A 20,152-nucleotide genomic window follows, 5' to 3' on the forward strand; every position below is an offset into this window, starting at 1 on the left:
TAACGGAGCGGGCACTCGCGTCGCCCAGTAAACACATGGAGCCCTGCCGAAGTCAACACATCGCCACTGTTCTCCTCGGTGATGGTTCTTTCCGTGAAACGAACGGCGGGGCACGGTCCACAAAGGACCATGCCCCGCCGTTGCTCACGGTGGTGCTTGCTCGGCCGGAGCCGAAAACGGTGGCGCTACGCCAGACCGTCCTCGTCGCCACCCCAGACCGCGGCGGCGGCCCGGCGACGACGCATGAACATCATGGCGAGGGCGACGCCGCCGCCCAGCAGCGCCACACCGGCGATGCTCATGATGGTCACGCTGGTACCGGTCACGGCCAGGGCCGGGGCCTCGGTGAACTTGACCGCGTGCTTACCCTCGCCCGGCTTGACGAGCGCGCCGGCCAGGATCAGCTTCTGCGACTTCTTCTCCGGGTCGGCCAGGCTCTCCTTCGACAGGAAGATGCGGCCGGCGGGGACGTTGATCTCACCGGTGCCGGTGACCGTGACGGTCCCCGCCTTGTCGCTGGTCAGCCAGAAGGACTGGCCGCCCTTGATCTCGGTGATCTCCTTGCCGTCCTTGTCCACGGCCTTGCCGCCGTCGACCTTCAGCGTGATGGTGCCGAGGTTGCTGTCGACGTCGACCTTGATCTTGTCGCTGGTCTTGCCGGTGGTGGAACCGCTGAAGGCCAGCTCCGGCTTACCGGGGTCGGGCAGCTCGGCGTCCGCGTCCGTCAGGTACGTGTAGATCGCCAGCACGGCGGCGTCGACGTCGTCATCGGCCTTGGTGGAGTCCTCGGCGCGCAGGTTGAAGCCGTCGCTGCGGTGCCAGATCGCGGCCTGCGTGGCGGCGTAGACGAAGGAGTCGACCTCGTCCTCGCTGTAGGTGTCCGGCAGCGTGGCCTTGGCATTGGCCAGCAGGTCGGCGGCCGACACGTTCGGGAACGCGTTGTGGAGGATCCACTTGATCTTGCCGAGGTTGGCGACGCCCGACGTCTCCCAGTCCTCTTCCACATACGTGTGCTTGAACTGGAGCGACGTGTGCAGGTCGATGCAGTAGACGTACTGCTCCTGCCCGCCCGCGGTGAGCACGAGCGGGTGGGCCGAGGTGGCCCCGTCGGTCGCGTCGTTGTAGACGCTGATCCCGTCCTTGCTGGAAACGGTGCCCTCGGCGTCCTGCGTGGTGATCGGGTCCTCGGCCTGCGCGGTGCCCGCGAAGCCAATGAGGGTGATTCCCGCGACGGCAGCGACCAGCGCCGTCTTGATCAAGCGGGTTTTCATGAAGGGTGTCCCTCCCCGGGAACGTTGAGTGGGGTGGTGTTTACGTGTCTTCACACGACACGCGACGGGACACGGTTGCACACTTCACAACTGCTTCTCAACTCGGGTACAAAGTGGATCTCAAGTTGGCACATCCGGTGCTATCAAACAATATGACGATCCGCCGCCCAACGGGACAACTCGTACCTGTTGGACATCTGCAACTTACGGAGCACATTGGACACGTGCGTCTCCACCGTCTTGATGGAGATGTACAGCTCCTTCGCGATCTCCTTGTACGCGTACCCGCGCGCCAGCAAACGCAGCACCTCGCGCTCGCGGTTGGTCAGCTGGTCGAGCTCCGGATCCGTTCCGGTGCCAACGGTTTTCGACGCGAAGGCGTCCAAGACGAAGCCCGCGAGCCTCGGTGAGAAAACAGCGTCCCCATCGGCGACGCGGCGGATGGCGTCGACCAGATCATCCGAGGAAATGGTCTTGGTGACGTATCCGCGGGCGCCGGCCCGGATCAGGCCGATGACGTCCTCGGCGGCGTCGGACACCGACAGGGCCAGGAACTTGACCTCCGGGTGCGCCGACCGGACCCGTTCCAGCACGGCGCGGCCGCCGCCGTCGGGCATGTGCACGTCCAGCAGCACGACCTCCGGCAACTCCGCGGAGATGTCGCGGACGGCATCGGCGACATTGCTGGCCTCGCCGACGACGTCGACGCGCTCACCGAGTTCGGCGCGCACTCCGGCGCGGAACATGGCGTGGTCGTCCACCAGGAAGACCCGCAGGCGCTCGCTCATCTCAATTCCTCCACTCGTCGGCGGGCCGCGGGGGCCCTCCGTCCAAACCCTAGGCCTCGGCGCGGGGCATCGACAGGCGTACTTCGGTCCCGCCACCGGGCTCGCTGATGATCCGCGCGTCCCCACCGTGCCGCTTCATGCGCCCGAGAATCGAACCGCGCACGCCGTGCCGGTCGCTCTCCTCGTTGTCCAGCACGGCCTCCAGGGAGAAACCGACACCACGGTCGCGCACGAAGACCGACACCTGCTCGTCCTCGACCTCGGCGTACACCGACACCGTGTCCACGCCCGCGTGCCGCGCCACGTTGACCAGCGCCTCACGCGTGGCGGCGACCAGCGCGACGGTCGGGCCGTCGACGTCGCAGTCGCCGACACACACCACGTCGACGGTCAGGCCGTAGGCCTCGTCGACCTCGGCGGCGACCTGGTCGATGGCCGCCGACAGCTTCTCGGTCGGCTCGGCGGTCGGCTTGTACAGCCAGTTCCGCAGCGTCCGCTCCTGCCCGCGCGCCAGGCGCGCGACCTCACGCGGGTCCTCCGCGCGGCGCTGGATCAGCGCGAGGGTGTGCAGCACCTGGTCGTGGATCATCCCGGCGACCTCGGCGCGCTCCTGCTCGCGCACGCGCGCCTCACGCTCGGTGCTCAGTTCGGTCAGTGCGCGCCACACCATCGGCCCGAGCACGATGCCGATCCCGACGATGCCGACGGCGGTGAAGATCAGCGAGTTCAGCAGTGCCTCACCGCCGGTGTCGCCCGGGTCGACGACGGCCACGACACCGACCACGCCCACCAGGATCAGCAGCGCTCCCCCGGCGATGCGCAGGAACAGCATCCGCCCGCCGGAGCGCCCGAACAGGGCCCCGACCCACGGCGCGCCCTTCGACTGTTCGGCCCAGCGTTTGCGCTGCGCCGGGTCGGCCTGCTGCCAGATCATCCCGGCGCCGCCGACGACGAGCACGATCAGCCAGCCGAGGAGCATGTTCGTGCCGCCCCAGCCGGTCGTGATCTGCACCAGCAGGACGCCGGCGCCGAGCGCGATGAAGGCCGGGATCTGGCGAATGTCGGTGCGCCCCCGGCGGACGCCCGCGGGGTCGGCGTCACGTGGGAGAACGGCCCAGTAGGCGACGTACAGCAGCGCGCCGAGCCCGAAGAACAGCGAGGCGACCATGAAGCCGATCCGCAGCGGGACGACGCTGACGCCCAGGTGGTTCGACAGCCCTCGGCTCACCCCGGTGAACATGCGCCCGCTCACCGCGCGGCGCAGCCGCCGCGGTTCGGCGGCGGGGGCGACCGGCGGGGGCGCGGCGGGCATGGCGGCGGTCACGTCCGCCTCCGTGGGCGGCGGGGTGCCTGCTGAACGCTGATGATCGGGCTCCTTCGCGGCTGGGACCGGTGCGCTTCTCGATCGTCACACGCGTGCGTGCCCGTGACCATGTCTTACGACCCCGAAATGCGGATCTCAGGGTCAGTTCAGGGGCCTCCCCGAGGATTTCGGCGCCGATTTTCGGCACGATCGAGACATGAACGACCACACCACGGAAGCCGGCCCGCACGGACCCGCCCCGCGGAGCCTTCCCCGGCCTCCGCTGGGCCTGGTCCGGCCGAAAGAGGACGCCAAGGTCGCCGGCGTCTGCTCCGCCATCGCCCGCGCGACCGGCAGCGACCCGCTGCTGTGGCGCGTCCTGTTCGCCGTCCTCATCCTCTTCGCCGGAGCGGGGCTGATCGTCTACGCCCTGCTGTGGCTGTTCACCCCCGCCGAAGGCGACACCGCCTCCCCGCTCGAAGCGCTGTTCGGGCGCGGACGGTCGAGCACCCCGGCGCCGCTGACGCTGGCGCTGGCCGTCGGTGTGACGATCGCCGCCTTCGTGATCTTCTGGGACAACTTCCCCATCGCGGTCGGCCTCGGCGTCGCGCTGATCCTGGCGGTCGTCTACCTGGTGCGCACCGAACCGCAGAGGCGGGCGCGCATGGACTACCGGCAGCAGGGCTACCCGCCGCCGGTGCCGCCGCCGAACTTCGAGCCGCCGTCGTCGCCGCACACCCCGCCGACGGGCTACCGGGCACCGTTCGCCCCCTACGGCCCCTACGCGGCCTACACGACGCAGAGCACGGTCCACGGCGCCCAGACGCGCACCGAGCCGGGCGCGAAGCCCTTCCTGCCGCCGCTGTCGACGCCGCCGCGCTACGGCACGCCCCCGCCGCCCCCGCAGCGTCCCGTCTACGGGCCACCGCGTCAGGCCCCGATTCCGGCGCCGAGGCCGCGCCGCCCCCGCTCGAAACTGCCGCTGGGCGTGCTGTCGGTCATGGCGATCGGGCTCGGCATCGTCGGTGTCATCGACCTGGCCGGCGCCTCGGTGCCCTTCGGCTGGTACCTCGCGACCGCCCTGACCATCTGCGCCGGCGGCCTGCTCGTCGGCACGTGGATCGGCCGGGCGCGCAGCATGATCGCCCTCGGCATCGTGCTGTCACTGGTCCTCATGGCCTACACGGCCGTGTCCTGGACCGTCGAGACCTTCGACTCCGGCCCGCCCAAGACCTGGGCACCGACGACGGTCGCCGCCGTCCAGCGCGAATACACCTTCGAGACCGTCGACGGGACCGTCGACCTGACCGGGGTCGACTTCACCGACACCGACGACATCACCCTCGACATCAACGTCGACGCGGGCTCGTTCCACGTGATCCTGCCGCCCGAGGTCGACGTCACGGCCACCGGCAGCGTCGACCTGGGCTACGTGAACCTGTTCGGGTGGGAGTCGGGCGGCAACGACATCGACAGCACCACCGACAACTACGGCCACGACGGCCCCGGCGGGGGCCACGTCACCATCAACGGCAACGTCGAGTTCGGCGCCCTGGAGGTCACCCGATGAAAAAGCACCAGACCGACACCGTCTCGCTCGTCTTCGCCGTCATCTTCCTTGGCGTGGTGGGCTGGTGGCTCGCCGCCCGCTTCACCGAGCTCACGCCCGCCGGTTTCGGCCTCATGGTCGCCGGGACGCTCATCGCCGCCGGACTGATCGGCCTGGTCAGCGCCCTGCGGCCGCGCAAGCCCGCGCCCGCCGCGGGCCCGGCGCCCACGCCGGGGCTGTTCGAGTCCGGTGCGAGCACCACCGTCGACGACGACCCGCCGAGCTTCGGCGGCCTCGACCTGAACAGGCTCAGCGAGGAGGACCGCGCCCGCGCCGACGAGCTCATCCGCAAGATGAGCGAGGCGCGCGCGCAGACCGTCGTCGAGGACGAGCCGGGCGCGTCGTCGACGGTCGACCCGACCGCGCGGATCCCCCGCGTCACGGAGGAGCCGACCGTGGAGATCCCGCGCGACGAGAGTCCCGTCACACGGCCGGAGTGGCCCGAAGAGCCCGACACGCCTGACGAGACCGGCGACCGGAAGAGCGGCGGCTGAGGCGCCGCCTATGCTGGATGGGGTCTTCTGCCACCTGTGGAGCTTTTGATGAGTCTGTCCCCATCCTCGCGAGTCGGCGAACGTGCCGCCCGCGCCATCGCCGACGAGTTCGCCCGCCGCGGTGAGCCGCAGACCGGCCTGCTCGTCGGCGCCGAAGCGGGTTCGCCCGCGCTGGCCGCCGCGCTCGACGCGCTCGCGCCGGGCGACGAGCTGACCATCGTCGCCGACCCCGAGTCCGCCGCGGCGATGACCGAGCACCTCGACGCGCAGGGCAGCTGGGTGGCCGACCGCGCCAAGGTCGTCACCGCCCTCGCCGACGCCCGCCCCGCCGACGTCGTCATGGTCGCCGCGCCCGTCTCCACCCTCGACGGTGAGACGGCGAAGTACCTGGAGTCGCTGCGCGCGGTCGTCAAGGAGAACGGGATGCTCGTGCTCGCCGTTCCGGCGCGCGGCCCCGTCGCCTTCGAACTCACCGACCTGATCGCCGAGCACGGCGTCGCCGAGGACCTGGTCCTGCGCAACCGGCCGCCGCTGCGCGTGCACCGTCTCCGCTTCGGCGTGGCCCCCGCGGCCGCCGCCGAGAAGCTGACCGCGGCCTACCGGCCGTCCAGCGTGCCGGTGACCGGGCGCATGCACATCGACTCCAACGGCGTGGCCGCCGGCGCGATCGCGCTCGGCGCGGCCGTGCTGCTCAAGCGCGTCCGGCCGAAGTCGAAGCTGTGGCTCGTCCCGGCGCTGGCCGCCGCGCCGGTCGCCGCGTTCTTCCGCGACCCCGAGCGTTCGGTACCCGACGAGACCGACGCCGTCGTCGCCGCCAGCGACGGGAAGGTCCTGTCCGTCGAGCACCTCACCGACGACCGTTTCGGCGGGCTGACCGGTGAGGCCGGGACGGAGTGGCTGCGGGTCGCGGTGTTCCTGTCGGTGCTGGACGTGCACGTCAACCGTTCGCCGGTGGCCGGGCGCGTCGTCGACGTGTTCCGCGAGTCGGGCGGCTACGCCCCCGCGATGAAGGCCGCCGCCGAGCACAACGTCGCCTGCTACACCGTCGTGGAGACCCCGCGCGGCCGTGCCGTCGTGGCGCAGCGGACCGGGCTGCTGGCCCGCCGCATCGTCAACCGGGCGAAGGTCGGCGCGCTGGTCGCCAAGGGCGAACGCTACGGGCTGATCCGTTTCGGTTCGCGGACCGACATCTACCTGCCCGCCGACCGCGCCGAGGCCCTCGTGGCGCCGGGCGAGCGGGTCGTCGGGGGCGAGACGGTGGTCGCGCGCTGGACCGCCGAGTAGGGACCGGGTTTCGAAGCGCCGCCGCGGGTGACCGCGGCGGCGCTTTTTCGTGGGGGCGGGGGTCGGGTTGGCGGTATGGGGTTCGGGGTTCGGGGTTCGGGGTCGGGTTGGCGGTTCGGGGTTCGGGGTTCGGGGTCGGGTTGGCGGTTCGGGGTTCGGGGTTCGGGTTCGCGGTTCGCGGTTCGCGGTTCGCGGTTCGCGGTTCGCGGTTCGGGTTCGCGGTTCGGGTTCGCGGTTCGCGGTTCGCGGTTCGCGGTTCGCGGTTCGCGGTTCGCGGTTCGCGGTTCGCGGTTCGCGGGCAGCGTGAAGTGACGGGTTCGCGGGCAGCGTGAAGCGACGGGCGGCCGAGCGAATCGCGCGCTCCCCCGATCACCCCAAAGGGGCCCCAAAAAACACGATACGGGCAAGATGTGACAGAAAGGCGCGTGCGAGAACTGCTCGCGTTAGAGCGGGCGGGCGCGCAGGCGGGCCGCCGGATCAGACGAGCACGGCCCGGCCAGCGCGGGCGGACGCCGGATCAGACCAGCCCGGCCCGGCCATCGCAGACACATGCCGGTCCAAACGAGCACGGCCCGCCCGGCGCAGACGAGCACGGCCGAGCCGGCGCAGGCGGGCCGCCGGATCAGACGAGCACGGCCGAGCCAGCGCGGACGGCCGCCGGATCAGACCAGCCCGGCCCGGCCAACGCAGACACATGCCGGTCCAAACCAGCCCGGCCGAACCAGCGCAGGCAGGCCACCGCATCAACCCGCCCGGCCCGCCCGGCGCAGGCACGCCACCGCATCAACCCGCCCGGCCCGCCCAGCACAGACAACCACCGGTCCAGACAACCGCCGCCCCAAACGAACGCACGTGCCGCACCACCGCCGCCGTGCCCTCAACCTCGCCGCCCCGCCCAGGGTGCCAGCTCCCCCAGCAGCAGCTCCACCTCCATCGCGTGCCCTTCCGCCCAGCCCCGGTACGCGTCCAGCGATCGCGTCCACGCGTCGCGCGCGCCGGGCACGTCGCCCACCGCGCGCAGCGCGTGCCCGCGCAGGAGGTGCGCCCGGCCCGAAACACCGGGCATGCGCAGGTCCCCGACCGTCTCCAGCGCCCTCGTGACGCACGCCAGTGCGGCGGCCGTGTCCGCCGCGCCGAGGTGGACCTCGGCGAGCACGCACAGACTGTCGGCGACCTCGCCGACGGCGGCGCGCTCCTCCTGCTCGGAAATGGCGAGGCGCGCCTGGGCGAGCGCTTCGGCGTGGTCGCCGCAGGCGCTGAGGGCGCGGGCGAGCACGGTCCGCACGATCGAGACCTGCCGGTCGAGGCCGAGCTCCTCGGCGACGGACATCGCCTCGACGGCGTCGGCGCGGGCGGCGGTGACCTCGCCGAGTTCGCGGAGCGCGTCGGCGCGGGCGGCGAGCGCCCAGATCTGGGTGCGTTCGTTGCCTTCCTGCACGAACAGGTCGAGGGCGCGCTGGGCCTGGTCGCGGGATGTGACGTGGGCGCCGATCTCGCGGGTGTGCACGCTCTGGCTGAGCGCGACCGTCCCGCGCCACATGCCGCCGAGGTCCGCGGCGAGCTTCTCGGCGGCGGCGAGGGCCTTCTCGGCCTCGACGCGTTCGCCGAGCATGATGCGGGTGCCGGCGAGGCTGACGAGCATGATGAGGCGCGGTGGCGCGGCGGCGTTCTCGGCGTCGAGGTGCAGTCCCTCCTCGTGGAGGGCGGCGGCGTCGGCGAACCTGCCGCGCCGGGAGTGGAACGCGGCGAGGGTTCCGATGGCCAGGGCCTGGATCGCGGTGTCGCCGGTGCGGCGGGCGAGGGTCAGGGCCTCCTCGCCGACTTCGACGGCTTCGGCGTCCTTGCCGGTCAGCCAGAGGTGGCTGGCGGCGAGTTGCCGCATGCGCGCCTGTCCGACGACATCGTTCTGCGCGGTGGCGGAGTCGTAACCGATGCGCAGGAGTTCCTGGGCGTTGGGCATGTCGGCGTCCTGGTTGATGGCGTTGCGGAGCAGGTAGACGAGCCGCCAGGCCATGGGGTGGTCGGGGTAGCTCTGCGCGGTCGCCGCGACGTAGACACGGTTGTCGCGGGTGGGTTCGGCGTGAACGTCGAGGTGGTACTCGAAGAGCCGCGTGACGGCCGCCGCGCGCTCGTCGGGCGGATCGTCGGCGAGGGAGCACTGGTGGGCGTAGTCCTGGACGAGGTCGTGGAGGCGGTAGCAGCCGGGGCTCTGCGTCTCGACGAGGTTCTGGCTGAGCAGGCGCCGGAGGGGCACGCTCGCGTCGGCGCCCAGCAGCACCGTGGCGAGGTCGTTGCCGAAGGCGCCGCGGGAGATGAGTCCGAGACGGCGGAACAGCATGCGTTCGGTGGTGCCGAGCGCTTCGTAGGACAACCGGAGCATCGCGTCGACGGCGGTGTCGGGTTCGCCGTCCACGGCGAGTCCGCCGAGGCGGTCGCGTTCGAGTCGGTCGATGTAGGCCGCGATCGTCGGGTCCCCTTGGGAGAGCACGTTCGCGGCGGCGATGCGCAGCGCGAGCGGCAGCCCTCCGCACAGCTCGGACAGGCGACGGAGGGCCCCTTCCTCACCATCGGCGATCTCCGGGCCGAGGACGTGGGCGAGGAGGCCGACGGCGTCGGTGTCGGAGAGGCTGCGCAGCCGCACGGGCCGGGCACCGTCGCGAGCGATGAGGCCGGAGAGGTTGTCGCGACTGGTGACCAGGGCGAGGCTGGCCCGTCCGCCGGGCAGCAGCAGGCGGACCTGGTCGGCGGTGGCGACGTTGTCGAGGACGACGAGGAGCGCGCGGTCGGCGACCATCGAACGGTAGGCGGCCGCGGCCTCCTCGACGTCGGGCGACAGCTCGCCGTTGGCGCCGAGGGTGCGCAGGAACCGCCACAGAACGTCGATGAGCAGCGCCGGTTCGGCGCTGTGATGGCCCCGGAGGTCGACGTGCAGCTGGCCGCCGGGGAAGCGGGATCTGTTGTGCTGCCCCCAATGCACGGCGAGCGCGGTCTTCCCGACGCCGGGCGGGCCCGAGATGACGGCGAGGCCGTGGCCGTCGAGGTTGTCGAGGGCGGCGAGTTCGGTGTCGCGGCCGACGAAGCCGGGGATGTCGGCGGGGAGTTCGGCGGGTGCACTGGGCGTCGCGGGGACGACCGCCGGGGTCGTGGGCGGCGGCGGCGTCTCGGGGCGGAGGACGGCGAGGTGCGCGGCCTTGATCTCGGGACCGGGGTCGATGCCGAGTTCGTCGCCGAGGCGTTCCCGGAACATCCGGTAGGTCTCCAGGGCCTCCGACGTCCGTCCACTGTGGTCGAGGGCCGTGATGAGGGTCGCGACGGTCCGCTGGCGGTAGGGCTGCTCGGTGAGGAGCGCGCGGGTGGCGGCGATGACCTCGTCGTGGCGGCCGAGGGCGAGGCGGGTCTCCTCGCATTCCTCGCGCAGCGCCAGTCTGGCCTCGTCGAGGCGCAGCGCCGCCGCCTCGATGACGGGCCCGGACAGGCCGGCGAGCGCCGGTCCGCGCCACAGCGCGAGGGCCTGCTCGAAACGGGCGAGGGCCGATTCGCGGCGGCCGGCGGCGGCTTCGGCGCGGGCGCGGGCGGCGTGGGCGTCGGCGACGGAGGCGTCGAGCTGGTCGTCGTCGACGGCGATGCGGTATCCGCCGGGCACGGCGTCGAGGAGGACGGGCGCGCCGAGCGCGGCGAGGTCGCGTCGCATGGCCGAGGCGAGGTTCTGGGTCTGCTGCCGCGCGGTGGCCGGCGGATCCTCGTCCCAGAGGGCGGCGATGAGGCGTTCGGTGGGGACGACGCGTTTGTTGTCGAGGAGCAGCATCGCGAGCAGGGTTGGCCGTTTGCGTCCGGGCAGAGCAAGTTCGCGTCCCCCCACGGAAGCCGCGACCGGTCCTAGAATCAGGAAGTCCATGTTTCCCCCCTGTGGCCGATCGGCCACGGTACATCCATGCGACGGGAGACGGCGTGGAAGCATGCCGACGGGAGCGCGGCGGAATGCGGTGATCGACGGCGCCGCGCGCACCCTCTGCTCCCCAGCGCTCCCCTGCGCCGGCCCGGGTGTGAAGGCCGACCGGGACCGACGTTACGGGGGATATGCCACGTCTGTCGACCCTATGAACGGCGGGCGAACAGAGCCGAACGCATGTATCCGGACACCTTGCGGGCCGGTGCACAGAGCCAAGGCCGGGACGCGGGACACGGCATGGACGGCACCGGAGGCGCAGGACGCGCCTTCGGTGCCGTCGCGACGATCCCGGCTCAGATCCGCCAGGTGAAGGTGCCGGTCAGTCCCGCCAGCAGCGCGGGATCGCGGACCCACTCGGTGCGGTCGGTGACCGTGACGGTGACCTCGTGGCCTCCGCTGCCGAACGCGGTCAGGCTCGCGCGGTCGAGGGTGGTGGCGCCCCGGGCCGGGGTGACTTCCCTCCCGTCGACGGTCCAGCTGATGTCGATGGTCTCGATCCCTTGCGGGACAAGGACTTCGAGCGCCTTCTCGCTGCTCGCGATGGTCGCCTTGGCGTAGAAGGACGCGATCATCCGTTCGCGGCCGGGCAGGTTGAACTGTCTGCCGAGGGTGCGCATGATCGAGTTGGAGCTGGGCCGGTAGATCCCGTTGGTGTAGTAGCGGCAACCGTTGAAGGTGTCGATGACGCCACCGTCCGGTGTGGACTGTCCCATCCACCGCCACCACTTCGTCTGGCGGCTCACCATGGTCGCGCGGGTGTAGATGGAGGCGTTGGCCTCGCGCAGTTCGGCCCCGGTGTAGTTGGTGCCGCCGCCGTAGTCGTACTCGTCGGCGAGTCCGCCGATGGAGTGGCCGAGTTCGTGCACGACGATCTGCCCGGCGGAGGCGTTGCCGCCCGCGGCGGTCGCGACGCCGCCGCCGGCACCGCCGTAGGTGGTGGTGTTGGCGAGGGCGACGACCTGGTCGACGTCGGGTGCCTGCCGGGCGTACTGGTTGGCCTTGCTCTCGTTGACGCACAACAGCCGCGCGGTTCCGCCGCAGTAGAAGTACATGTCCAGGGCCGTGTTGCGGTAGGTGCCGTAGGGGTCGTGGTCGACACCGGACTGGGAGGAGACGACGTCGACCTTCCAGACGTTGAAAAGACTCTTGTAGCTCGCGAAGGGCTCGACGGCGAAGAGCTCGTTGACCTTCGAGCGGACGTGGCTGTCATAGGTCCCGAGCTGCGTGCTGGTGTAGCCGTCGCCGACGATGACCAGGTCGAGGTGCGTCGCCGGGTCGCCGTTGTTGATGATCGGCGTGACCGCCGCCGCCGCGACCGCCGAGTCGGGGGCCGGCGTGTCCACGGCCGGGACCGCGATCGGCTGCCGGGTAATGGATCCGTCGGGGGCGAAGACCTCGCGCAGCTCGGTGCGCATGCCGTACGAGGCGGCCGGGGAGGGTTCGGCGGCGAAGGCCGCCGGTCCGTGGAGGAGGATCAGGCCCAGCGCGGCGACGGACGCGAGCGCGAGACCGGAACGTAATGGTCTGCCGGGATTCTTCATGCCTCGACTATGGACGAACCGAGGCATTGCCTTCGCATCCCAAACGCCCATAACATCCAGCGAATGGACCTGGAGCCGCGCCATCTGCGCATCGTCTGCGCGATCGCCGACGAGGGCAGCATCACGCGCGCGGCCAGCGTCCTCGGGGTGTCCCAGCCCGCGCTGACGGCGAAGCTGCGCCGCATCGAGGAGGCCGCCGGGGCGCCGTTATTCGCGAGGCACCCGCGTGGTGTCGAGCCGACGGCGCTGGGCGAGTACCTCATCGCCCGATCCCGGGCGATCCTGGCCGACCTCGCCGATCTGGCGGGCGGTCTGCGGCAGCGCGTCGGCGACGAGTACGCGCACGAGTTGCGGCTCGGCGGGGTGTCGGGGCCGATCATCGTCGGGCTCGCCGACCGGCTGGCGACGGCGTTCCCGCAGTGGCGGGTCGCCATGCGCGCGGAGTACTCGCCGCGGCTGCTGCTGGACCTGGTGGCGACGGGACGGCTCGACGCGGCGGCCGTCGTCGACTATCCGGGCCGCGAACTGGCCACACCGTCCCATGTGGATGGTTGCCCGGTGGTCGCCGATCCGGTCTTCGTGGCGATGGGCGCCGGGCACCGGCTCGCGGAGTTCGAGGAGATCGAACTGTGCGACCTGGCGGGCGAACCGTGGGTGCTGCCGCGCTCCGACGGCGCGGGCTGGCCGGAGTACTTCACGCACACCTGCCGGGAGTCGGGCTTCTCGCCCGTCGTCGGCCACCACGTCGCCGAGACGCGGCTGCTGCACGAGTTGCTCAGCGCCGGGAAGGGACTTGTGCCGTGCCAGGCGACGTTCCCGGCACCCGAGGGCGTCGTGGTGCGTCCCCTGGCGGGTTCACCGATGTGGGTGCGGCACCGGCTGCTGTGGCATCGTGCCTCGCCGATCGCCGCGTACGGCGAGCGGCTCGGCGCGCTGGCGGTCGAGGCCTACGAGGCCTGTGCCGGGCTCAGGCCGCAGTACCTGCGCTGGCGGCGTCGGCACGGCGGTGCTTGACCCACAGCAGCGGGCCGGAGATCAGGTACAGGCCGACGACGATGACGAAGGTGGCCTGGAGGTCGAGGAGCGCGCCGCAGGCCGGCAGAATCCACAGGACCGGCGGGAGCTTGCGCAGCTGGCCGAGCTTGACGTACGGGAAGCTCGACACCATCAGCAGCGCCAGGGCCGCGACGACCAGCGCGAGGCCGAGCGTCGGGACGATCGCCTCGGTCGGCTGCGGGATCAGCACCGTCGCGATGACCAGGACGGCCGCGGCCATCGTGGTCGGCACGCCGGAGAAGAAACGGCCGTCCTTCGGCGAGACGTTGAAGCGCGCCAGGCGGATCGCCGCGCAGATCGCGACCAGGCCGCAGGCGGCGGCCACGACCGCGACGGGCGCGTCGCCGTGGAGCCACTGGTAGACCACGATCGGGGTGGCGATGCCGAAGGAGCACATGTCGGCCAGGGAGTCCATCTGGAGACCGAAGGGGCTCGCGACGCCGAAGCGGCGGGCGAGCGGGCCGTCGAGGGCGTCCATGAGGACACTCCCGAGCAGGCACAACGCGGCCCACTTGACCATCTCCGGGCCGCGGGAGGCCAGGATCATCGCGGTCATGCCGAGCGCGATGGAAGTGACCGTGCAGCCGTTGACGATCGCGAACTGGATGCGGCGGGCCACGGTCGCCTCGCCCGGCAGCAGCCGGATCGGCGCCGGGGGCGCCAGTTCGTCGCCGGCCGGTTCCTTGACCGCCGCTTCCTCGACCTCGTTGAGCTCGGCGAGGGTCTCGGCGCTCAGCGCGTTGCGCCGGCGCAGGCGGATCGGCGGGAGCGGCTCAAGGACGAGTCGGCGCGCGAACGTACCGCCGCGGCGCAGGCCACGGGCGATCCCCCGCCCCGCCGGCCGCGGGCTGTCGTTGTTGCGACGACGCAGCCACAAGGTCCTTCGCACGCGATCTCCTTCTCGCCCGACCACCGCGTTCGTTCCCCTTCCGATGGTCTCCCAGCTTTGCGCTGTACACCATGGCACATCCATGCCACATTTGGCGATCCCTCGCGAGGGCAAAATTTTCCCATAAGGGGGTAAATTGCCGCGAAGCCCACCGAAACGGAGCTACCTTCGGTAGCCTGCCGGGCCAACGTTAGCGTGCAAAACGCCTAAGTCCTAATCAACGAATTCAGATCAGCCGAAGTCCGTCCATCACCGCGGGTGTGATCGGGAGCTCGTCGAGGGCACGCCTGGGCCACCATTTCGACTCCGAGGTCGAGCCGCCCGCCATCTCGACGACGTGTGCCGCGGTCGGCTTGGCCACGAAGACGCGGAAGATCGCGCGCACGCCGTGCCAGTCGAGCGGGTAGCCCTCCGGGCCGATGGCGCGGCGGGTGCGGAAGGACGTGACGTCGAGGAGGTCGCCGACCTCGCCGTGCTGGCCGGTCTCCTCGTAGAGCTCGCGCTCGACGGCGTCACGGGGCTGCTCGCCGAAGTCGACGCCACCGCCGGGCAGGTGCCAGTTGCCGGCACCGGGGTAGCCCTCGGAGATGCGGGCGAGGAGGACGCGGTCGTCGGCGTCGGTGGTGACGCCGTACGCGCCGAACCGCTGGCCGCGCCGGGGCGGGGAGGACGAGTCGCCGCCGGCGGCGGGCTCGAAGTCGGGGCGCAACGTCACGGGCGCGCCGGCGACTTCGAGGACGCGAGAGACGAAAGGCGTCATCGGCTGCCCGGCGACCTCGTCGGGACGCTTCCACGTCGCGAGCTCGGACGTGCCGTCCACCTCGGGACGCAGGGTCCCGCCGGTCACGCGGACGTCGTAGAGGACCGCGTTGGTGTGGACGGGGCCCGTCGGGCCGTCCATGACGGTGGAGACGACGTCGCGGATGCCGCCGACGGCGACGCTGAGGCCGGTCTCCTCGGAGAACTCGCGGACCACCGCGTCACGCGGGTGCTCGCCGTGCTCGACACCGCCGCCGGGGAGGAACCAGGAGCCGGGGTAGATGGCCCGGGGGGAGCCTTTGGCGAGGAGGATGCGTCCGTCTTCGTCGTACACCACCCCGTAGGCCGCGAGCCGAAAGTTGTTCTTTTGCCGCATCTATCAACCGTACAGGGGAAACGACCTGGGGAAACGCGACGAGTGACGGAGGAGACGGGGACGGCGGGGGAGATCAACGGGGGTGGGTGGGGGACGACGCGGCGGTGACGGCGGGCAGGGTGGGCGACGGGGGCGGGGTGAGGGGGGGCGCGGGGTGGCGGGGCGGGGTGGCGGGGTGGCGGGACGCGGACGGGCCGTGCGGAGGAGACGGGGGTGGGTGGGGGACGACGCGGCGGTGGCGGCGGGCCGGGTGGGCGACGGGGGCGGGGTGAGGGAGCGCGCGGCCTGGCGTGGCGGGGTGGCGAGACGCGGACGGGCCGTGCGGAGGAGACGGGTGGGTGGGAGACGACGCGGCGGTGACGGCGGGCCGGGTGGGCGACGGGGCCGGGTGAGGGAGCGCGCGGCCTGGCGTGGCGGTGGGACGCGGGGCGGACCGGCCGTGACGGAGACGCCGGACCGGGCAACGAAGTGGGGTGAGCGCGAGAAGACGGGGGCGCGGAGGCGATGGCGGACGCGATCGCGGCCCGACGGGAAGGCGGGGCCGCGACCCGCGTTCGCGAGCGCCGAGGTACTGCGGGCCGGGTGACCGGCCCCTCCGCCACACCTCCACCAGAGGCTGAGAGCGCGAGCCCGCGACGCGCGACCACCCCTCGACCCAGCGGCGGCAGAACGGCCGCCACCGTCGTGGCGGTGGTTGCGGTTGCGGTTGCGGTAGCTATCGCGGTGGCCGTGGTGGTAGCGGTAGCCGGTGGCGGTCGCGGCGGTGGCCGTGGTGGTCGCGGTCGCGGTAGCGGTAGCGCAGAGCACGGAACCCGCGCTGGCGGCGCGCGGAAGACAACTCGCCCCACAAGCCCGCAAGCCCGCGAACCCACCCCGCCCCACCTCACGAAGAAGCGGCGGCCCGCGCACACGCGAACCGCCGCCCCAAACCTCAGGCCCCGAACCTCAGACCTCGAACGTCGGCCCCGACCCTCAACCCCCGGGACCCATGCTCGAACCCCAATCCCCGCTCCCGTCCACTACTCCCACTCGATCGTCCCCGGCGGCTTGCTGGTGATGTCCAGGGTCACGCGGTTGACGTCTTCGACCTCGTTGGTGATCCGCGTCGAGATCTTCGCGAGCAGGTCGTAGGGCAGTCGTGACCAGTCGGCCGTCATGGCGTCTTCGCTCGACACCGGGCGCAGCACGACGGGGTGCCCGTACGTGCGGCCGTCGCCCTGGACGCCGACGGAACGCACATCGGCCAGCAGCACGACGGGGAACTGCCACACCGAGCGGTCGAGGCCGGCGGCGGTGAGTTCGGCGCGGGCGATGGCGTCGGCGGCGCGCAGGATCTCCAGGCGGTGGGCGGTGACCTCGCCGATGATCCGGATGGCCAGGCCGGGCCCGGGGAAGGGCTGGCGGTAGACCATCGCCTCGGGCAGGCCGAGTTCGAGCCCGAGCCTGCGCACCTCGTCCTTGAACAGCGTCCGCAGGGGCTCGATGAGCGTGAACTTCAGGTCGTCGGGGAGGCCGCCGACGTTGTGGTGCGACTTGATGTTCGCGGTCCCGGTACCGCCGCCGGACTCGACGACGTCGGGGTACAGCGTCCCCTGCACCAGGAAGTCGATGTGGTTCTCGGCCTCCAGGTCGCGGGCGGCCTGCTCGAAGAGGCGGATGAACTCGCGGCCGATGATCTTGCGCTTGGTCTCGGGCTCGGTCACGCCGGCCAGTTCGGAGAGGAACTGCTCGGCGGCGTCGTAGACCTTGAGTTTGATGCCGGTCGAGGCGACGTAGTCGGTCTCGACCTGCTCGGCCTCGCCCGCGCGCAGGAGGCCGTGGTCGACGAACACGCAGGTCAGCTGGTCGCCGATGGCGCGGTGCACGAGCGCGGCGGCGACGGCGGAGTCCACGCCGCCCGACAGCGCGCAGAGGACCTGCTTGTCGCCGACGGTCTCGCGGATGGCCGCGACCTGCTCCTCGATGACGTTGCTCATCGTCCAGGTCGGCGCGATCCCGGCGATCTCGTACAGGAAGTGCCGCAGCACGGCCTGCCCGTGCGGGGTGTGCGCGACCTCGGGGTGGAACTGCACCCCGGCGAGCCTGCGGTCGCGGTCCTCGAAGGCGGCGACGGCGGCACCGGCCGAGCTGGCCGTCGCGGTGAAGCCCTCGGGGGCCTTGGTGACCGAGTCGTTGTGGCTCATCCACACCGACTGGGCCGCGGGAAGCCCGGCGAACAGCGCACCCGGCTCGGACACCGACAGCGGCGTCCCGCCGAACTCGCGCCGTCCGGTCGACTCGACGGTGCCGCCCAGCGCGACCGTCATGGCCTGGAAGCCGTAGCAGATCCCGAAGACCGGGACGCCCGCCTCGAACAGCGCGGGATCGGTGGTCGGCGCGCCCTCGGCGTAGACGCTGGCCGGCCCGCCCGACAGGATGATCGCCGCCGGGTTCCTGGCCAGCATCTCGGCCACCGGCATCGAGTGCGGGACGATCTCGGAGTAGACGCGGGCGTCGCGCACGCGCCGCGCGATCAGCTGTGCGTACTGGGCTCCATAGTCGACGACGAGAACCGGTGCAGGCAGGGTCATGTGTGCAGCTTAATTGGGGGTCGGCGCGCGCCCGCCGGGTGGTGTTGGTCGTGTGACGGCCGTCGATGCCGCCCTTCGGGATCAAGAGCGCCGCGCCCCCTCCGCCCCTATATCCTCCCGGAATGGCGGTGCGGGCCCCGGTTCAGGAGGTGCGGCGGTCGCTGCTCGGTTGGACACCCGACCGCATCGACCCCCATGCCGCCTTCCGCTGTGCCCTGGGCATCGCGATTCCGCTGCTCGGGGGCATGCTCCTGGGCCATCCCGCGCTCGGCGGCGCGGCGGCGATCGGCGCGTGGTCGGCGGGTCTGACGACCTTCCACCGCGACGCGCGCCCGCGCCCGATGCTCGCCGTCCTCGCCGGAACGGTGATGGGCCTCGGCGTCCTCATCGGCGGGCACACCGCCGGGTTCCCCGTCCTGTCCATCGCGGTCACGATGGTCTGGTGCCTGGGTTTCGGGCTGATCGGGACCCTCAGCGACATCGCCGGCTCGGTGGCGGTCACCTGCGGCACCGCGATCTTCCTCGCCCACGGCCTCACCGTCGACAACTCCCCCGAGACGGCCGCGCTGGCGGCCCTGGCGGGCGGCGTGACGCAGGCCGTCATCGTCGTGCTCCTCCCCCGCCACCGCCACCGCAGTGAGCGCATGGCCCTGGCCGGGGTCTACCACTGGCTCGCCGCCGAGGCCCGCGCGACGGCCGACGAGACGCACGGCCCGCCGTCGACGGCGCCCCTCGAACTGGCCGAGCAGGTCCTGGAGACGCACCGGGAGACGCCCGAGGTCTTCCTGACGGCCCTCACGCACGCGCGTCGGCTGCGAGCGGTGATCGCCGCGGTCGGTTCGGCGCGCAGCCGCCTCGCCGACGCCGACCCGACCGCCGCGCGGCACCTGGCCGCGGTCCTGCGGGAGGCCGCCGACGCGCTCGACATCATCGCCGACGCCCTCGCCGAGCGCGAGGTGCCGAAACCGGCGTGGCACAAGCGGCTGAGCGCGGCCGTCGAGCAGGTCCGGGAGGACAACAAGTCGACCTACCTGCCCGTGCCCGAGTACGAGTCGACGCGCCTGCTGAGCCTGGTGCGGGCGGCGGCGACGACCGCGGCTACCCCGACGGTCGACGAGGGCGACGGCGACCGCATGGACGCCTCGCGCTGGCGCCTCGTCCCCGACATCCCGCCCGTGCGGGAGATGTTCAAGGGTGCGCTGGTGACGCTGCGGGCGAACCTGTCGTGGCGTTCGACGGCGCTGCGCCAGGCACTGCGCACGTCCATGGCGGTCGGGATCGCGATGGTCGGCGCCCTGTGGTGGCAGGGCGACCACGGCTACTGGCTGCCGCTGACGGCATGGCTGGTGCTGAAGGCCGACTTCGCCGGGACGATCGGCAAGGGCGTCGGCCGCACCATCGGCACGACCGCCGGCGCGCTCGTCGCGGGCCTGCTGTCCTCGCTGCTGCCGGTCGACCCGATCTACATCGCACCGGTCGTGATCGTCTTCGCCTTCGTGTCCTACCTGCTCTTCCAGGCCTCCTATGTCCTCTACAGCGCCAGTGTGGCCGCGTTCGTCGTGTTCAACATGGAGCTCGGCGGCGACTCGCCCCTGTACGCGGCAACGCAGCGGGTCGCGGCGACGATCGTCGGCGGCGTGTTCGCGCTGCTGTTCTTCCTGGCCTGGCCGAAGTGGGAGACGCCGCTGCTGGGCGAGCGCCTGGCCGATCTGACCGAGCGCTACGCCGCCTACGCCGACCTGGTGCTGTCGCGGCACGCGAAGCCGTCGCGGCGCAAGGAGGGGAAGCTGCGCAAGACCCTCGACGATCTGCGGCTGGCGCGGGCGGAGATGGACGCGGCGATCGTGAAGGCGGCGGCCGAGCCGGTGACGGCGCCGGGGCCGATGAGCGCCGACGCGCGGCGGATCTCCTATGACCTCGGGTGGGCGGCGCGGCCGATGATGGTCCTTGAGGCGCACCTGCCGGACGTGGACTCGCCGGAGCTGCCGCCGGTGGACGAATTTCGGGGCGCGGTGGCGGCCGTGTACGCCGAGATCGCTTCACGTTTGCGCGGGTCGGAGCCGGATCCGGAGCCCGTGGCGGCCCTGCGGGCGGCCTATGAGCACCTCGTCGCCGACACCGCCGAGGGTGTGACCCCGGTCACGATTACACAACCTACGGCCCGCCGTAGGGCTCTTTACAAGTGGGAAGGGGACGTACTCGTGGGCGCGCTCGAATCCGCCTGCGAACACGTCGAGAAGTCCACAGACTAGAGCCATGAACT

General features: G+C 71.8%; 13 protein-coding genes. 5 read left to right on the forward strand and 8 right to left on the reverse strand.

Annotated elements, in window-relative coordinates; genetic code table 11:
* Positions 1-185: 185 nt before the first annotated feature.
* The 3 genes from HNR73_RS21895 to HNR73_RS21905 all read right to left on the reverse strand — a co-directional run bounded on the left by HNR73_RS21895 (position 186) and on the right by HNR73_RS21905 (position 3,371).
* Entirely contained in the window at positions 186-1,271 is a 1,086-nt protein-coding gene (locus HNR73_RS21895; RefSeq protein WP_184789436.1) for a thioester domain-containing protein, read from the reverse strand.
* 143 nt (positions 1,272-1,414) lie between these two features.
* The gene (locus tag HNR73_RS21900; RefSeq protein WP_184789437.1) at positions 1,415-2,059 is read right to left on the reverse strand and encodes a response regulator; all 645 of its coding nucleotides are present in this window, start codon (positions 2,057-2,059) and stop codon (positions 1,415-1,417) included.
* 49 nt (positions 2,060-2,108) lie between these two features.
* On the reverse strand, positions 2,109-3,371 hold the full coding sequence (locus HNR73_RS21905; RefSeq protein WP_184789540.1) for an ATP-binding protein: 1,263 nt from the start codon (positions 3,369-3,371) through the stop codon (positions 2,109-2,111).
* A 208-nt stretch (positions 3,372-3,579) separates the two neighbouring features.
* On the opposite strand from HNR73_RS21905, the gene HNR73_RS21910 reads away from it, so the two are divergent.
* From HNR73_RS21910 to HNR73_RS21920, 3 genes are read left to right on the forward strand one after another with little or no spacing between them, the layout of a single operon-like run.
* Entirely contained in the window at positions 3,580-4,932 is a 1,353-nt protein-coding gene (locus HNR73_RS21910; protein WP_184789438.1) for a PspC domain-containing protein, read from the forward strand.
* Complete coding sequence (locus HNR73_RS21915) at positions 4,929-5,465, forward strand: hypothetical protein (protein ID WP_184789439.1); 537 nt, start codon at positions 4,929-4,931, stop codon at positions 5,463-5,465. Before HNR73_RS21910 ends, HNR73_RS21915 begins: the two co-directional genes overlap by 4 nt.
* Before the next feature lie 48 nt (positions 5,466-5,513).
* Positions 5,514-6,749, forward strand: coding sequence for a phosphatidylserine decarboxylase (locus tag HNR73_RS21920; RefSeq protein ID WP_184789440.1), 1,236 nt, complete (start codon positions 5,514-5,516; stop codon positions 6,747-6,749).
* An 877-nt stretch (positions 6,750-7,626) separates the two neighbouring features.
* On the opposite strand, the gene HNR73_RS21925 is transcribed toward HNR73_RS21920, so the two are convergent.
* Both HNR73_RS21925 and HNR73_RS21930 read right to left on the reverse strand, forming a co-directional pair.
* The gene (locus tag HNR73_RS21925) at positions 7,627-10,554 is read right to left on the reverse strand and encodes an AfsR/SARP family transcriptional regulator (protein WP_184789441.1); all 2,928 of its coding nucleotides are present in this window, start codon (positions 10,552-10,554) and stop codon (positions 7,627-7,629) included.
* Between the two features lie 437 nt (positions 10,555-10,991).
* Positions 10,992-12,239: a M64 family metallopeptidase gene (locus HNR73_RS21930; RefSeq protein WP_184789442.1), complete on the reverse strand. Its 1,248-nt coding sequence runs from the start codon at positions 12,237-12,239 to the stop codon at positions 10,992-10,994.
* A 63-nt stretch (positions 12,240-12,302) separates the two neighbouring features.
* On the opposite strand from HNR73_RS21930, the gene HNR73_RS21935 reads away from it, so the two are divergent.
* Positions 12,303-13,253, forward strand: coding sequence for a LysR family transcriptional regulator (locus HNR73_RS21935; protein WP_184789443.1), 951 nt, complete (start codon positions 12,303-12,305; stop codon positions 13,251-13,253).
* Here the strand turns inward: HNR73_RS21935 and HNR73_RS21940 are convergent.
* From HNR73_RS21940 to guaA, 3 genes are all read right to left on the reverse strand, one after another.
* A complete protein-coding gene (locus tag HNR73_RS21940; RefSeq protein WP_444544120.1) occupies positions 13,207-14,109 on the reverse strand; it encodes a CDP-alcohol phosphatidyltransferase family protein in 903 nt (300 codons plus the stop codon). The two genes, HNR73_RS21935 and HNR73_RS21940, sit on opposite strands and share 47 nt — an antisense overlap.
* 301 nt (positions 14,110-14,410) lie before the next feature.
* The gene (locus tag HNR73_RS21945) at positions 14,411-15,319 is read right to left on the reverse strand and encodes an NUDIX hydrolase (RefSeq protein WP_184789445.1); all 909 of its coding nucleotides are present in this window, start codon (positions 15,317-15,319) and stop codon (positions 14,411-14,413) included.
* A 1,019-nt stretch (positions 15,320-16,338) separates the two neighbouring features.
* Entirely contained in the window at positions 16,339-17,889 is a 1,551-nt protein-coding gene (gene guaA, locus HNR73_RS21950; protein WP_184789446.1) for a glutamine-hydrolyzing GMP synthase, read from the reverse strand.
* A gap of 122 nt (positions 17,890-18,011) precedes the next feature.
* On the opposite strand from guaA, the gene HNR73_RS21955 reads away from it, so the two are divergent.
* On the forward strand, positions 18,012-20,141 hold the full coding sequence (locus HNR73_RS21955; protein ID WP_184789447.1) for an FUSC family protein: 2,130 nt from the start codon (positions 18,012-18,014) through the stop codon (positions 20,139-20,141).
* Positions 20,142-20,152 lie beyond the last annotated feature (11 nt).

The sequence above is a fragment of the Phytomonospora endophytica genome (assembly GCF_014202425.1).
Lineage (GTDB): Bacteria > Actinomycetota > Actinomycetes > Mycobacteriales > Micromonosporaceae > Phytomonospora > Phytomonospora endophytica.